The following is a 15,871-nucleotide window of genomic DNA, read 5'->3' as shown; positions in this document are numbered from 1 at the left end:
TACTTAATCAGGCGGCTGTGTTCGCCACACGTTGTTCACGATTTAATCCCTGAAGTGCCGATACATCGACGATCAGCGCGACGCTACCATCACCCAGGATGGTGGCAGCAGAGATCCCCGGCACTTTTCGGTAGTTACTTTCCAGGTTCTTAACCACCACCTGATGCTGACCAATCAGCTGATCGACCAGCAGCGCGTAGCGGCGTCCGGCGCTTTGCAGGATCACAACGATACCCTGCGTGGCCTCGGTTTTTGCCCCGTCCACTTCAAACACTTTCCACAGTTCCACCAGCGGCAGGTACTCGCCGCGCACTTCGAGCACGCGCTCGCCGCCCGCCAGCGGATGCAGATCTTCTTCACGCGGCTGGAGGGACTCCATCACCGCGTTCAGCGGCAGAATAAAGACTTCGTCCGCCACTTTAACGGACATGCCGTCAAGAATGGCCAGTGTCAGCGGCAACAGGATACGAATCGTGGTGCCCGCGCCCTGCTTAGACTGGATCTCAACGTGACCGCCCATCTCCTGAATGTTACGTTTCACCACGTCCATGCCCACGCCGCGGCCGGAAACGTCGGTGACCTGCTCTGCGGTTGAGAAGCCCGGGGCAAAAATCAGCATGCCCACTTCTTCGTCGGTCATGTTTTCGTTAACCGCCATTCCCTGCGAAATCGCCTTCGCCAGAATGCGCTCGCGGTTCAGGCCGGCGCCATCATCGGTCACTTCGATGCAGATGTTGCCGCCCTGATGTTCCGCTGACAGGATCAGGTTGCCCACGGGCGATTTTCCAGCTGCTACGCGGTTTTCCGGCAGCTCGATGCCGTGGTCGAGGCTGTTACGCACCAGGTGCGTTAACGGATCGATAATGCGTTCAATCAGGCTCTTGTCCAGCTCGGTGGAGCTGCCCATCAGCGTGAGTTCGATCTGTTTGTTGAGCTTGCCGGCCAGGTCGCGCACCAGGCGCGGGAAGCGGCTGAAGACATATTCCATCGGCATCATGCGGATGGACATCACCGATTCCTGCAAATCGCGGGCGTTACGTTGTAACTGGCCCATGCTGGTGATGAGATCGCCATGGGTCACCGGGTCCAGCTCGTTGGAGCGCTGGGCCAGCATCGACTGGGTGATGACCAGTTCACCCACCAGGTTGATCAGCTGATCCACTTTCTCCACCGCCACGCGAATGCTCGTGGACTCGCTGGAACGCGCCGCCGGTTTTTCACCGCGGGCCGGAGCGGCCGTCTCTTTTGGCACGGCTTTCAGGGCCGGGGCAGCGGCAACTACCGCAGGGGTATTCTCTGCCGGAGCAGGCGCTTCAACGGCCGCCGCCTCGGTTTCAAACGCAATCTGATCCGCTTCAATCACGAAGCAGAGCACCGCCACGATGTCATCCTGGCCAATCCCGCCGTCGAGCGTCGCGGCCAGGCTGTCTTTGCCCTTCACCACGTTGCTGAGCGTCGCCAGGTTCCCCAGCTCCTCTTCCAGCAGGTTGACCTCGTTCTCTTTCAGACGTGACAGTACCACGCGCAGTTTTCCTGCGGGCGCGTCAGGCGCCGTATCGGGTTCGGCCACGGCGTCAACAACGCTCAGTTTTGCCGCAGGGACAGCGGGCGCAGACGCCTCACCTTTGGCTTCCAGCGCTAACTGACGCAGCGCGTTGCAGATGTATTCAAAGCTGGCGGCATCAGGCTCTGCCGAACTTTTATAGGCGTCGAGCTGTTCCTGCATAATATCTTTCGTTTCCAAAAACAGGTTGATAATGTCGGTATTGAGCTGCATCTCACCGCGTCGTGCTTCATCCAGCAGGTTTTCCATTAAATGGGTGGTTTCCTGCAAAATGGTAAATCCAAACGTTCCGGCTCCGCCTTTAATGGAATGCGCCGCACGGAAGATGGCATTGAGCTGTTCTGAGTCCGGTGCCTCGGGCACCAGATCCAGCAAATGTTGCTCCATATCGGCCAACAATTCGTCGGCTTCATCAAAAAATGTCTGGTAAAAATCGGTAATATCCATGCTCACGCTATCACCTCGGATTGGCTGGTGGCGATGTTGGAACGGCAGCCGAAGGGACGGCCCCAGGCTGTTTTAAATCGTCCAGTGACTCATTCTGACTTTCGGCGTTTTCATGCAGGATGGCCTGCTCCGCCTGCTGGTTCAGCACTAAAAGACTGATACGACGGTTGATGGCGTCATCCGGTCCGCGGTCGGTAAGGCGCATGGTTGCAGCCATGCCGACCACGCGCAGGACCTTGCCATCATCAAGCCCACCCGCCACCAGCTCGCGACGCGAGGCGTTGGCGCGATCGGCAGAAAGCTCCCAGTTGCTGTATCCTTTCTCTCCCGTGGCGTACGGGAAATCATCCGTGTGTCCGGACAGGCTAATGCGGTTTGGAATACCGTTCAGCACCGGTGCAATCGCACGCAGAATATCGCGCATGTAGGGCTCCACGTCGGCGCTGCCGGTTTTAAACATCGGCCGGTTCTGGCTGTCGATGATCTGAATACGCAGCCCTTCCTGTACCAGGTCAATTTTCAGGTGCGGACGCAGCGCGCGCAGCTTAGGGTCTGCTTCAATCAGCTGATCCAGGTCACCGCGCAGTTTTTTCAGACGCGCCTGCTCCATCCGTTTTTTCAGTTCGTCGATGTTCGGCTGTTTTTTCACTTCGCCCTGCTGCTGGGTGTAATCGTCACCGCCGCCGGGGATCGGGCTGTCGCTGTTAGAAATGCGCGGCCCGCCGGTAACCGCCGTCGCCAGCGGCGTTCTGAAATATTCCGCAATCTGAATAAGCTCCTTCGGGCTGGAGATGGAGATCAGCCACATCACCAGAAAGAAGGCCATCATGGCGGTCATAAAGTCGGCGTACGCGATCTTCCAGGAGCCGTGAGAACCGTGCCCGTGCCCCTTATGCTTGCGCTTTTTTACGATGACGATCGGATGGGACTGGTTTTTCATGCGTCCTCAGTTGTCGTCTGTTGGTTAGGGTTTTTCACCGCGCGCACGTGCTCTTCCAGTTCGATAAACGACGGACGTTCGCTGGAGTAAAGCGTCTTACGACCAAATTCGACGGCAATCGGTGGCGCATAGCCGTTGAGGTTTGAGAGCAGCGTAATTTTCACGCACTGCATCATTTTGGTGGTTTCGGCGCTCTTCTGGCGCAGCACGCTCGCCAGCGGGGAGATAAAGCCGTAGGCCAGTAAAATACCGAGGAACGTCCCCACCATCGCGTGGGCAATCAGCGCCCCCAGTTCAGCCGCCGGGCGATCCGCCGAGGCCAGGGCATGAACGACGCCCATGACCGCCGCCACGATGCCGAACGCCGGAAGCGAGTCGCCCACCAGCGCCAGGCTGTTGGCCGGTACTTCGGATTCGCTCTCGTGGGTTTCGATCTCTTCGTCCATCAGGGCTTCAATTTCGAAGGTGTTCATGTTGCCGCTGATGATCAGTCGCAGGTAATCGACGATAAAATCGAGCATCATCGCGTCGGCCAGAATACGCGGGTAGCTGGCGAAAATTTCGCTCTCTTTCGGGTTTTCGATGTCCCGCTCCAGCGAGAACATCCCCTGCTGACGTGACTTCGCCATCAGGCGATAGAGCAGCGCCAGCAGATCCATATACATGCTTTTGGTGTATTTCGAGCGACGAAACAGCAGCGGAATCGCCTTCAGCGTGCCCTTGATCGATTTGCCGTTGTTACCAACGATAAAAGCCCCTACCCCTGCACCGCCGATGATGACAAGTTCAGCCGGTTGATAGAGTGCTCCAAGGTGCCCGCCGGTCATCATGTAACCGCCGAAAACTGTACCGAGAACTACCAGGTAACCTAATAAGATAAGCACGACATCATCCTTCCGCTAGTGACTATGGCAGGACGTTCATTTCGAGCGCATGACCTGAACGCAGGGTAAAAAAAAGCAGCGGTAATCGCTTACCGCTGCTGGAATCTTGCCCACAGGTTCGGGTTAAACAGCGTGTTCGATCTGTTCATCCAGCAGTTGTGGAATAATATCGGCAGCATCCCGGGAAAGTTTACGTCTTTTTACGGCTCGGGATGGAGGCTGGCACAAACTACAGGCGAAGCTGCCCGCAGGCTGGTGCGCGTGGGTAATGAAATTGCCGTCACAGCAGTTGCAGCGGGACAATTCAAGCATTCCGCTTTCAACAAAACGCACCAGCGTCCAGGCGCGGGTCAGCGCCAGCAGGGGTCCCTCTTCCTGCTGCGGGCATTGCTCAAGGTAAAGTTTGTAGGCTTTGATCACGGCATCAACGCCGCTGCATAAGCCCGTTTTAAGCAGGTACTGCCAGGCGTTACAGAACATGGAAGCATGAATGTTCTGCTCCCAGGTCATGAACCAGTCAGTCGAAAACGGCAGCATGCCTTTTGGCGGCGGGCTACCACGCAATTCTTTGTACAGCTTGATCAGACGACCACGGCTCAGCTGCGTCTCGCTTTCCAGCATTTGTAAACGCGCACCGAGCGTGATGAGTTCCATCGCCAGCTGGATATCACGGGCTTCCTGAACAATGCTTTTTTCGCTCATTGTTAAGCCCTTTTCTTCCGGGCTACGTCATCAGGCTGGCTGATTTCGTTGAGCAGGCGGGTGGAGAGAAGAATACCAGTGTGGATCTGTTGCAGATCGTCCACGCGGGATTCCTGAGTCAGACGCGTAATGGTCTGCGGGTTATCAAAACGGAACTGGCAGACAAGTTGATTGGTTTCAGCCAGCTTGACCATTTGCGGGAGGGTTAATCCACCCAGCATGGTTGCCATCTCTTCGTTAACACCCAGACGAAACATCGCTGACGGTTTGTCCTGACTAATCAAACGCTGCGCGAGCAATAAATACGACAAATTGATGTCATAAATATGTTTTAGCAACTCGGATGTATGCATTTTTCCCATCCCGAATAACCAACTATTATTTTTATGCGGAAAGACCGCACCCCGTGATGTCGCCGGGAAATCACCCGGTATAAAAAGAAAAGGCCAAATGCATAGTTGAATTTAGGTTTGTACGTCGTAAAGCGCGTGACCGGTTAACATGGCCAAAATGTCGGTTACACATTTTATCTTTTCTTACAAATAACTAAGATTTTTCCTAATTCGACGCAAACTCTACTCGTCAGTTTTGACACATACAATGCAGCCCCCCCTGGAATTTAAAAAAAATGTGATCTCCGTCACATAATTTACGCGAATGTAACCCATAAATCCATCAGCGTGACTTGTAATTTGACTATTTATTGAGCAACTAAAGCTTGTTTATATTCTTATGGAACGAATACTCATGCAGAAGGATGAGGGGATCGGGTATGAAAATTGCTACGTCGAAGAAGCACTGCCCTTTCGCGTCACAACGGGCGCGAACGCCAGAGAAGAGGCGGAGTTAATTAAGTAAAAACAGCAGCTTAAGTTTTCCTTTCGAGAAAAAAGTTTCCATGGGTAACCATCACGCTTGCGTTGACGATCGGTTAACGCGATTTAACAGCACGGAAGGCTAAATGTGTGATTTACGTTAAGTTGTTAATTACTTTCATTTAGCGTCCCCATTTCGTTATTCTTCTTATAAGAATAATTAATGAATAATTATGATAAGCTTCACACTATTGTCGCATGTGCCTCTTGCAGAAGCGGCAGATTCGCGGTAAAGCTTGAGAAACGTGTCATTCTGACATAAAAGGAGTGTGTGATGAGTTACTCCCATCTTCTTGTTTCTGTTGCGGTTTCCCCCGAAAGTCATCAACTCGTCGCCCGTGCCGTTTCCATTGCCCGCCCGAATAATGCCCGCATAAGTCTGATTACCCTGGCTGCTGAACCCGAAATGTATAATCAACTGGCAGCGCCAATGCTGGAAGATATTCGTGAGGTTCTTCAGGAGGAAACGCAGCAATTTCTGCGCGAGCTGGTTGAGCGGGCAAAATATCCTGTCCACCAGACGGTGATTGCCACCGGCGAGTTAAGTGGACATATTCTCGACATTTGTCAGAAACAGAATGTTGACCTGGTCATTTGTGGAAATCATAACCAGAGCTTTTTTTCCCGGGCGGCATGCTCGGCAAAATCCATCGTTTCGTCAAGCCAGGTGGATGTCCTGCTGGTGCCTCTCGGGGGCAATTAATGCCCCCGGAGAAAATCAGGCGAGTTTAGGGAAGGTCGCGATCTTTTTTTGCAGATCACCTTCCTGAGTTTGCGGCTGGATCGCGCGCAAATCGTCAATAAAACGCGCCTGCCAGCGGTTGATATCATTCTTAACGATGGTCTCCATCATTTCTGAATGACGTGAAATACGTTCCGCAAGCGGCATGGTTAACGCGCGGTTCAGGGCATTTGCCACATCATCGCGATCGTAAGGGTTCACAATCAGCGCCGAGGTTAACTCGTTTGCCGCACCGGCAAATTGGGACAGCACCAGCACGCCCGGGTCAGCAGGATCTTGTGCTGCTACATACTCTTTTGCCACCAGATTCATCCCGTCGCGCAGCGGGGTGACCAGCCCGACGTCCGCATAGCGGAACACTTTCATCAGGATTTTGCGCTCAAAGTGCTGATTCAGATAGAAAAGTGGAGTCCAGCCAAGCTGACCATAGCGCCCGTTGATGCGCCCTGCTTCGGTCTCCAGCTGGTGACGAATATCCTGGTAAGCCTGAACCTCACCGCGCGAGGTCGGCGCTATCTGGGTATAGCGGATCTTGCCGTGATGCTGCGGGAATTTATCCAGCAGGGTTTCATAAGCGAGGAATCGCTCCGGCAACCCTTTGGAATAATCCAGTCGTTCAACCGAAAAGATATTCTTAACGTGCTTGAGTTCGTCCTTGAGCTGGGCAAGCTTCGGCGGCAGCGGACCAGAGGCCTGCTCGGCGATTTCGTCTGGCTCAATACCAATCGGGTAGACTTCGGTATGGAAATTTCGTCCCCACGCGGTGTGAGATTTGCCGCCGTGAGTGACCAGCCGGGTTTTACCCGACACGCTGTCGAGGAACGCCAGCCTGTCATTTTCCGTCTGGAAACCGAGCAGGTCGTAATCAGACAATGCTTCAAGAATTTCATCATGCTGCGGCAGCGCCGTAAAGATCTCTGGGGTCGGGAACGGAATATGCAGGAAGAAGCCGATCCGGTTCTTCACACCCCGTTTACGCAGCTCCCTGGCGAAGGGCAGCAGATGGTAATCGTGGATCCATAAAATATCGTCATCTTCGATCAGCGGCAGCAGTTTATCTGCCAGCAGCGCGTTTACGCGCATGTAGCCTTCATAGGATTCACGCTGGAATTTCACCAGATCCAGACGATAGTGAAACGCTGGCCACAGCACGGCGTTTGAGAACTCGGAATAATATTCATCGTAGTCCTTCTCACTAAGGGCGAAGGAGGCCCACGTGATATTGCCCCGTGACACCTTTTTTAGCGGTTTCTCATCATTACTGATTTCCCCGCTCCAGCCAAACCAGAGACCACCTGCGGCTTTGAGGGCACCTAATACCCCGACCGCCAGGCCACCGGCACTGGCTTTTTTATCATCCGGCGGTGCGATGCGATTAGAGACGACGACTAAGCGACCCATAATGATTTCTCCCGTTGTTTTGCGCTATTTGTTGTTGTTGCTGGTTAGCGACGTCAGATATCCACTGCCAGACGCTGGCGACATTTTCCAGCCGCCATCCGGCAATGGTTTCACCAGATCCAACCTTAACAGACATGCCCTGGGCCTGGTTTACCACCCTGAACCCGGCCTCGTCGGTCAGGTCATCCCCAAAAAAGACTGGCGTACGCCCTTTGAACGGCGCTTCCGCCATAAACGCTGCAATGGCAGCGCCTTTATTAATTCCTGCCGGTTTAATCTCGACCACACATTTACCCGGCTGTAACGCCAGCTCCGGATGGGCTTCCGCCACGCTTCTTGCCACCGCAAAGGTCGCCGCCTCATGATGGGGCGCCTGACGGTAGTGCAGCGCAAAGGCCATGCCTTTGGCTTCCAGTTCCGTGCCGGGAAGCATTTCCAGAGCCGAAGAGAGTTGCGTATGCAGCGCCTGAATCAGCGTGTCGGGGAGTGAAACTATATGCAGTTGATCATGGATATCGCGGCGCTCCGCTCCGTGCACACCGGCCAGCGGAAAGTGATAAGGACTGGCGAGCACGTCCAGCTCGGCCATTGAGCGCCCTGAAATCAATGCCAGTGCCCCCTCGTTCTGTCGGGAGAGCTGCTGCAAATTCTCTAACACCGTGTCCGGTACAACGACGTCATCCGGATGCGGTTCAATCCCGGCGAGCGTCCCGTCGAGGTCAAAAAAGAAAGCAAATTTTCCGGGCAGTACAGGCGGTGCGGTTAACAAGTCAGCCACCCTAATCCTCCTTACAGTGAACAAAACAGCCATGTAAGTATAGACAGTGTGACGGTGCTCGCCATTTGGCAACCGGCCCGTCAGCAAAACTGGCGGGCCGGTCAGGGGGTCAACTATGGTTAATAGTTGAGCATATTGATGGCTAAAAATAAATCAGACAGTACGCTTCGCTTTTTGCTTGTAACGGTCGAAGATCACCGCTGCCAGCAGGATCAGGCCGCGTACGACGTACTGAGAGAACGGAGAAATATTAAGCAGGTTCATGGCGTTCTCCACGGTCCCCAGAATCAGGATCCCCGCCACCACATATGAGATTTTTCCGATGCCGCCCTTGAGGGAAACGCCCCCTAAAACGCAGGCTGAGATGACGATTAGCTCATAACCAATGGAGGTCATTGGCTGGCCGCTGGTCATACGCGACGCCAGAATAATCCCCGCCGCCGCCGATACCAGCCCGGAAAGCACGAAGATAATGATCTTGGTCCGTACGACCGGAACACCCGCCAGACGCGCCGCCTCTTCATTGCCGCCAATCGCCAGCGTGTTACGGCCAAACGTGGTGCGGTTAAGCAGGAAACCGAACAGGATCAAACAGCCTACCGTCAGCCAGATTGGCGCAGGCAGACCCAGCCAGTTGGCATAGCCCAGCGTGAAGAAACGCTCGTCTTCAATCCCCACGGCTTTCCCGTCGGAGATGATATAGGCCAGACCGCGCACGATTTGCATGGTCGCCAGCGTCGTAATCAGGGCGTTAATCTTCAGGCGCGCAATGACAAACCCGTTCACCAGGCCGCTCAGCACGCCGAGCAGCAGCCCGGCCAGCACGCCGATCCACAGGCTTTCGGTCATGTTGATCACCACGGCAGTGGTGACCCCTGCACAGGCAATCACCGAGGCAACCGACAGGTCAAAATCGCCGGAGGCCAGGCAGAATAGCATTCCGCAGGCCACCATGCCGGACATGGAGATAGCCAGCCCCAGCCCCTTCATATTGATGAACGTGGCGAAATTCGGCACAAAAATCGCGCAGGCGACGAACAGGGCAGCAAAGACCACCAGCATGCCGTACTGGTCCCAGATGCGGCCAAAACTGAAAGCCGACTTCGGCGCTCCGGATGTAGTAACAGAGGACATCATTGACTCCTTACTCAGGCGACAGCCTGGCTAACTTTAGGCATGGCGAGACTCAACGCCTGTTGTTCATTCGCCTGTTCATGCAGCAATTCACCGGCAATTTCACCTTCACGCATCACAACAATGCGGTCGGCGACGCCCAGCACCTCAGGCAGATCGCTGGAGGCGAACAGGACCGCCACACCGCGTTTTGCCAGTTCATAGATGACGTTATAGATTTCGTGTTTCGCCCCCACGTCGATACCGCGCGTTGGCTCATCCAGCAAAATGACCTTCATATCTTCCGACAGCCAGCGCCCCAGAATGGCTTTTTGCTGATTGCCGCCGGACAGGTTCATGATCAGCTGTTCAGCCCCGGGGGTTTTGATGTTCAGCGAACGGATATGGTGATCCGCGTTGCTCGCCTCCCAGCCGTCGTTAATCAGACATCCCGCGCGGATGAACTTGCGCCGGGCAGAGATGTTGATGTTGTCGCGCACCGAGTGCACCGGAATAATGCCCTCGGCCTTTCGATCCTCCGGGCAGAGCATAATCCCCGCGTTAATCGCCTGCGCAGGCTTCTGAATATCGACCTTTTTCCCGTCGACGAAAACCTGGCCCTGAGTTATTCGGGTGCCGCCAAACAGCCCTTTCATCAGCTCGCTGCGCCCTGCCCCCACAAGGCCAAACAGCCCGACGATTTCGCCGCTGCGCACCGAGAGTGAAATGGGCGTGCGCACGCCCGGGGCTTTGACGTTATCCAGACGCAGACGCTCAGGGCCATACTCGCGCGGTTTCCAGTGGTAAATATCCCCCAGATCGCGTCCGACCATCGCCTGCACCAGTTGGTCATGGTTGACCTGCTGCATATCGGTGAAGGTGCGCACGTAGCGGCCATCTTTAAACACGGTGATGGCATCGCTTAAGGCAAAAATCTCTTCCATTCGGTGAGAAACGTACAGAATGATGCGGCCCTCTTTGCGCAGCTCGCGGATCACGCGAAAGAGATTTTCTATTTCACGCGCCGAGAGCGAGCTGGTTGGCTCGTCAAAAGCGATAATTTTGGCGTTACGTGCCAGCGCTTTGGCAATTTCCACCATCTGCCACTGGCCGATGGAGAGATACTTAAGGGGCGTTTGCGGATCGACATCCAGCCCAAGGTGCTTGAGCTGCAAGCCCGCTTCATAGTTGAGCAGCGAGCGGTTGACCACGCCGCTTTTATGCGGAAGCTGGCCCAGATAGATGTTCTCCGCCACGGTCATTTCAGGAATGAGATGCAGCTCCTGATAGATGATGGCGACGCCCGCATTTAACGCTGCCGTGGTGTCGGCAAAGGCCACCTCTTCGCCGCGAATAGCCAGCGTGCCGGTGGTGGGTGTGTAGTTGCCGCTGAGAATTTTTAGCAGCGTGGATTTTCCCGCGCCATTCTCCCCCATCAGGGCGTGAACCTGGCCGGCATAGCAGTCGAAGCTGATATCGGTCAGCGCGTTTACACCGGGGAACGTTTTACCGATGCCGCGGAAAGAGAGATACGGATCAGACTGTTGCATAACGACTCCGTGATTCCTGTAGTGTGTACGTCTGGCCCCTCACGGTGAGTGAGGGGCGCAATCACAGCGTATTACTTACCGCCCAGTCCTTTTTTCGCCAGCTCCTCTTTGAAGTTATCGCGGGTGATCAGCACCACATCGGTCACTTCGGTGAATTTCGGCGGCTCAACCCCTTTGGTCACCCAGTTGTAGAGCATTTCGCTGGATTTATAGCCGTGGACATCCGGGCTTGGCAGCAGAGAGCCGTAGAAACCGGTCGCCTGCGCTTTAGACAGTTCGCTCACGGCGTCAACGCCGTTGATGCCGATCCCGATCACGTCCGGTGCTTTAAAGCCCTGGCCTTCCGTTGCACGCACGCCGCCCAGTACGGTGTTGTCGTTCATCCCCACCACCAGCCAGTGCTTCACTTCCGGATGCTGGACGAGCATGGAGTTCGCCGCATCAAAGGCGCCCGGAATATCGTTGGATTTGGTCGGGACTTTGTAGATCTGTTTTTCCGGGAAGCCAGCCGCTTTCAGGGCGTCCATGGACCCGGTAGTACGACGACGGGCGGTGTCCAGCTCGTCAGCGGTAATGGCCATCACGGCGGTCTCTTTGACATCCCAGCCGCGTTTTTGCATCTCTTTGTAGAGCTCCTGGCCCTGACGCTCACCGATTTTAGTGGCCGCCATCATTACCAGCGGAACGGTATCCATCGGTTTACCTTTGGCGTTCACGAACTGATCGTCCACCGCAATCACTTTCATGTCGTAACCGCGCGCTTTCGCGGCAATCGCTGACCCCAGTTTTGGATCCGGCGTACAGATAACGAAACCTTTCGCGCCGCTGGCCGCCAGGCTATCAATGGCGTTCAGCGTTTTCTCACCGTCAGGTACGGCGATTTTAATTACCTCAAATCCCAAATCTTTTCCGGCTTTATCAGCAAATTTCCATTCGGTCTGGAACCACGGCTCTTCCGGCTGTTTAACCAGAAAACCGAGCTTTAAATTTTCAGCGATAGCGGATTGTGACATAACGGCAGCCAGGCCGATGGCCGCCAGCGCTTTAGTAAATTTGTGCATGGTAAACTCCAGCTTTAGCATTCTTATCTGTAGGGAATAATGGCGAACAACTTATTTAATCGGACTTAAAACAAGGCATTAGCGCTTACCTCGTCATAAGCGTTATTGCTGGAGATAGTTTTAGCGGGAAATTAATCATCCATAAGAGAGCGACATCACACCGCAGAATTACAGTAATTGCGTACATAAATTCAGCGAAAAATGACATAAAAAAGGACGTAATTGTCCTACAAATGGAAAGGAGTTAAGCAGGATTATCCATAAGGTCAGCTAAGAAATCCCTGTAACCCGGACGCCTTAGCGCCCGGCAGAAAAAATTACCAGCGGTAATAGATGTGTTCAGCATGATCGCGCACGGGGGCGTCGTCACCCAACAGACGAGCAGAGAGCGCCAGCGCAAAGTCAAAAGCGTGCCCCAGCCCCTTGCCGCTGATGAGGTTATTATCTACCACGACCGGCGCATCCACATATACTCCATCATCAACGCTCTGCCAGAGGTCGCCGGAACAGACGTAGCGGCGCCCCTTCAGTAGCCCGTTACCGCCCAGCACCCGCGCGGCCGCAGAGCAGATTGGGCAGATGAGTTTGCCCTGCTCGTCATGCGCGGAAACAAAGCGGAGCACCTGCTTGCTAGCCGCAAGATTGACGCTCCCCTGCGGCCCTCCGGGCAACACGACTGCGTCATACAGCGTATTAATGCGCTCCGTTAACGTACTGTCAGCCACCATGGGGATATTGTGGTAACTCACTACCGCACGGGACTCCGCACAGGCCAGCGTCTCCACCTCAATCTGTAAACGCCGCAGAATATCAATCGTGATAATCGCTTCTGCTTCTTCAAAACCGGGTGCCAGCAGCACCGCAACGTTAGCCATCATAAACCTCAACGAATGAAACGATGTAAAACAGTGTTTCATTTTCACTCTTTATCAGATCACAATCTTGCGACGCGATCACAGAACCGTATATTGAGTGAAAATTGATTTAGCTCAAATTTGATACGACAGGATATATTTGCAGATATTATTTCTGATTTAACACTTTTACAGAATTTCCCGCCAAAGAACGTTTCCTGAAACGATAAAAATGAGCAATATTAATTTCACACCCATTAAAATCAACAAGTTATATTAAATCCAATCTCTTACCCCTCTTTCTGTTCTGGGCTATATTTAAATTTGTAATGTATGGTAAACACAGCCCAATTAAGAGTTTTCTTAAGTCAAAGAGAAGCGTATGCTTATTTTAATCGAACACAGGAAGTGAATTTTCGAGTTTTTACCTTGCAGAAATCTATTTCTGCCATTCAATCGTCAATACCTGCCGGGTCAGGTTAAGTAGCGGACATCAAGTCCCACAGTCAATAAGGATATGAGAATGACTAACCAAACGATGATGCAAAAACTGAATGCCCAGATGAACCTGGAGTTTTATGCTTCAAATCTGCATCTGCATTTGAGCGCGTGGTGTTCCAGAAAAAGCCTCAACGGCACTGCCACCTTCTTTCGTACTCAGGCGCAAAGTAACGTCACGCACATGATGCGCGTCTTTAACTTTTTGAAAGCTGTCGGGGCAAACCCTACCGTCAAAGAGCTTGAAACGATTGAAGATAATTACACTTCTCTGGAAGATCTGTTCCAGAAAACGCTCGAAGAGTATGAGCAACGCTGTGCGAAGCTGAGCAAACTGGCTGATGAAGCCAAGGCGCAACAGGACATCATTACCCTCAAGTTTTTACGCGATATGGACAGAGAGCAGCAGCAGGATGGCATGCTGCTGAAGACGCTCGCAGATGAAATCCGCAATGCGAAACGCGCGGGGATTTGTCTGGAGCAGACGGACCGCCATCTTCTCGACATTGCTACCGTGCAACACCACTAAGTCCTTCACCCGCTCCCGTCAGGGCTGAGAGTTCCCCACAAAATAATGCCTGCACAGACGGCCCCCTCTCCCTTGAGGGAGAGGGCTGGGGTGAGGGGGAACATACGGCTCTGGTGGTCATTCCGTTCACTTTATGTTCCTTGCTACTCTGTCACGGCATGACCGGTGAACGTGCCAGGGTGGCTCAGTCGCCACCACCCTGGCGACCCGGGCTTCCGGCGGAAAATCGCCGCTTCGCGGTGCCTTCGGCTTATTCCTTCCGGCTTATCGGGGACGGGCGGAGGTAACATCCCTGTAAAGCCCGCCCTCTCGGCGCATCCCTGCGCCTCGCCCCGGCCTACAGGAAACGCCTCAGCGATTTACAGCCGGACCGAGGCATCGCTGAAAGCCCTCAGTTATTCTGAGGCAACGTTATAGCTTGTGCTTTCAAATTACTGGGGATCCCTCAGCCCGACAGGGAGTGGGTACCAACTCCCTGCTTTTGCTGACATTTAACAAATCAGATCTTGCTCCCAATGAATAACCATACATCGTGTAATGATTTGTTTAATTACATTCATTAACGAGGGAGCATCATGATCACCATTGAGTTTATTGTCATTATCCTCTGCCTGCTGATAGGCACCCGCTTCGGCGGGATGGGCCTGGGGCTGATAAGCGGCATCGGCCTGTTTGTTTTGAGTTTTGTCTTTGGTCTGCAACCCGGTAAACCGCCGGTTGACGTAATGCTCACGATCCTCGCCGTCATCGGCTGTGCGGCCACGCTACAGACCGCCGGTGGCCTGAATGTAATGATGCAGTTTGCAGAGCGCCTGCTGCGTAAACATCCCCAGCACATCACCCTTCTCGCACCGTTTACCACCTGGATGTTGACCTTCCTGTGCGGGACCGGGCACGTCGTCTACACCATGTTTCCCATTATCGCGGATATCGCCCTGAAAAAAGGCATACGCCCGGAACGCCCGATGGCGGTGGCCTCGGTGGCATCTCAGATGGCGATCACCGCCTCCCCCGTTTCCGTGGCCGTCGTTTCGCTGGTCTCGATTCTTGGTGCGCAGCACGGTATCGGCCACGCGTGGGGGATCCTTGAAATTCTTGCGGTCTCCGTACCGGCCTCACTGTCTGGCGTCGCCATTGCGGCACTGTGGAGCTTGCGTCGCGGGAAAAACCTCGCAGACGATCCTGAATTTCAGGAAAAGCTGAAAGATCCGAAACAGCGGGAGTTTATCTATGGAGGAACGGAGACGTTGATGGATCAACGTTTCCCGAAACAGGCCTACTGGTCCACGTGGATCTTCTTCGCCGGGATTGCCGTAGTGGTCCTGCTGGGTGCGCTGCCCGAGCTGCGTCCGGCGTTTGAGATCAAAGGCAAAATGACGGCCCTGTCGATGAACCTTGTCATTCAAATGATGATGCTGATCGCCGGGGCCATCATGCTGATGACCTGCAAGGTGAATGCGTCGGCCATTTCAAACGGGGCGGTGTTTAAGGCGGGGATGGTCGCGATTTTCTCGGTGTTTGGCGTGGCGTGGATGAGCGATACCTTTTTTCAGGCGCATCTCGACGAGCTGAAAATGGCGCTGGAGGGGGTGGTGAAAAGTCATCCCTGGACGTATGCCATCGTGCTGTTCCTGGTATCAAAACTGGTCAACAGCCAGGCTGCGGCCTTGACCGCGGTCGCCCCGATGGGGTTGATGCTGGGCATCGATCCGAAAATGCTGGTGGCCTTCTTCCCGGCATCCTACGGCTACTTTGTGCTGCCCACCTATCCGAGCGATCTGGCCTGTATCGGGTTCGATCGCTCCGGCACCACCCGCATCGGTAAATTCATCATCAACCACAGCTTTATTCTGCCGGGGCTGATTGGCGTCAGCTGTGCCTGCGTGGTGAGCTATCTGCTGGTGCAGACGTTCTTCTGATCCTTCTGCGGGCG

General features: G+C 54.1%; 14 protein-coding genes. 3 read left to right on the top strand and 11 right to left on the bottom strand.

The features are described from left to right. Positions 1 to 7 precede the first annotated feature (7 nt). The 5 genes from cheA to flhD form a co-directional block, all read right to left on the bottom strand. Positions 8 to 2,017: a chemotaxis protein CheA gene (cheA, locus tag SK54_RS10725; protein WP_017384416.1), complete on the bottom strand. Its 2,010-nt coding sequence runs from the start codon at positions 2,015 to 2,017 to the stop codon at positions 8 to 10. A gap of 4 nt (positions 2,018 to 2,021) precedes the next feature. Beyond that, positions 2,022 to 2,951, bottom strand: coding sequence for a flagellar motor protein MotB (gene motB / locus SK54_RS10720; RefSeq protein ID WP_003859697.1), 930 nt, complete (start codon positions 2,949 to 2,951; stop codon positions 2,022 to 2,024). Then, positions 2,948 to 3,835: a flagellar motor stator protein MotA gene (gene motA / locus SK54_RS10715; RefSeq protein ID WP_003859696.1), complete on the bottom strand. Its 888-nt coding sequence runs from the start codon at positions 3,833 to 3,835 to the stop codon at positions 2,948 to 2,950. Before motA ends, motB begins: the two co-directional genes overlap by 4 nt. A 123-nt stretch (positions 3,836 to 3,958) precedes the next feature. Then, positions 3,959 to 4,537 (bottom strand): flagellar transcriptional regulator FlhC, encoded by a 579-nt coding sequence (gene flhC, locus SK54_RS10710; protein ID WP_003859695.1) that lies wholly within the window; start codon positions 4,535 to 4,537, stop codon positions 3,959 to 3,961. Positions 4,538 to 4,539: 2 nt separating this feature from the next. Then, positions 4,540 to 4,890 carry a flagellar transcriptional regulator FlhD gene (gene flhD, locus SK54_RS10705; RefSeq protein ID WP_003859693.1) on the bottom strand — a complete coding sequence of 117 codons (351 nt, stop codon included), beginning with the start codon at positions 4,888 to 4,890 and terminating at the stop codon, positions 4,540 to 4,542. Positions 4,891 to 5,686: 796 nt separating this feature from the next. Here flhD and uspC point away from each other — a divergent pair. Then, positions 5,687 to 6,115 (top strand): universal stress protein UspC, encoded by a 429-nt coding sequence (gene uspC / locus SK54_RS10700; protein WP_017384418.1) that lies wholly within the window; start codon positions 5,687 to 5,689, stop codon positions 6,113 to 6,115. Positions 6,116 to 6,130: 15 nt separating this feature from the next. Here uspC and otsA read toward each other — a convergent pair whose 3' ends face one another. The 6 genes from otsA to SK54_RS10670 all read right to left on the bottom strand — a co-directional run bounded on the left by otsA (position 6,131) and on the right by SK54_RS10670 (position 12,932). Beyond that, positions 6,131 to 7,555 carry an alpha,alpha-trehalose-phosphate synthase gene (otsA, locus tag SK54_RS10695; protein WP_017384419.1) on the bottom strand — a complete coding sequence of 475 codons (1,425 nt, stop codon included), beginning with the start codon at positions 7,553 to 7,555 and terminating at the stop codon, positions 6,131 to 6,133. After that, positions 7,530 to 8,333 (bottom strand): trehalose-phosphatase, encoded by an 804-nt coding sequence (otsB, locus tag SK54_RS10690; protein ID WP_048247152.1) that lies wholly within the window; start codon positions 8,331 to 8,333, stop codon positions 7,530 to 7,532. The genes otsA and otsB overlap by 26 nt, the downstream gene beginning before the upstream one ends. A gap of 153 nt (positions 8,334 to 8,486) precedes the next feature. Next, on the bottom strand, positions 8,487 to 9,467 hold the full coding sequence (gene araH, locus SK54_RS10685) for an arabinose ABC transporter permease AraH (protein WP_003859689.1): 981 nt from the start codon (positions 9,465 to 9,467) through the stop codon (positions 8,487 to 8,489). Between the two features lie 14 nt (positions 9,468 to 9,481). Continuing rightward, complete coding sequence (gene araG, locus SK54_RS10680) at positions 9,482 to 10,996, bottom strand: L-arabinose ABC transporter ATP-binding protein AraG (RefSeq protein ID WP_003859688.1); 1,515 nt, start codon at positions 10,994 to 10,996, stop codon at positions 9,482 to 9,484. A gap of 71 nt (positions 10,997 to 11,067) precedes the next feature. After that, positions 11,068 to 12,057 carry an arabinose ABC transporter substrate-binding protein AraF gene (gene araF, locus SK54_RS10675; RefSeq protein ID WP_017384422.1) on the bottom strand — a complete coding sequence of 330 codons (990 nt, stop codon included), beginning with the start codon at positions 12,055 to 12,057 and terminating at the stop codon, positions 11,068 to 11,070. Between the two features lie 317 nt (positions 12,058 to 12,374). Next, positions 12,375 to 12,932 (bottom strand): DJ-1 family glyoxalase III, encoded by a 558-nt coding sequence (locus SK54_RS10670; RefSeq protein WP_047365571.1) that lies wholly within the window; start codon positions 12,930 to 12,932, stop codon positions 12,375 to 12,377. 502 nt (positions 12,933 to 13,434) lie between these two features. On the opposite strand from SK54_RS10670, the gene SK54_RS10665 reads away from it, so the two are divergent. Both SK54_RS10665 and SK54_RS10660 read left to right on the top strand, forming a co-directional pair. Further along, positions 13,435 to 13,938 (top strand): non-heme ferritin-like protein, encoded by a 504-nt coding sequence (locus SK54_RS10665; RefSeq protein WP_047365527.1) that lies wholly within the window; start codon positions 13,435 to 13,437, stop codon positions 13,936 to 13,938. 575 nt (positions 13,939 to 14,513) lie between these two features. After that, a complete protein-coding gene (locus SK54_RS10660; protein WP_017693227.1) occupies positions 14,514 to 15,857 on the top strand; it encodes an anaerobic C4-dicarboxylate transporter in 1,344 nt (447 codons plus the stop codon). The last annotated feature ends 14 nt before the right edge of the window (positions 15,858 to 15,871 follow it).

The organism is Enterobacter sp. MGH120, from assembly GCF_001037725.1.
Lineage (GTDB): Bacteria > Pseudomonadota > Gammaproteobacteria > Enterobacterales > Enterobacteriaceae > Enterobacter > Enterobacter hormaechei_C.
This window is presented reverse-complemented; position numbering and strand designations above follow the sequence as displayed.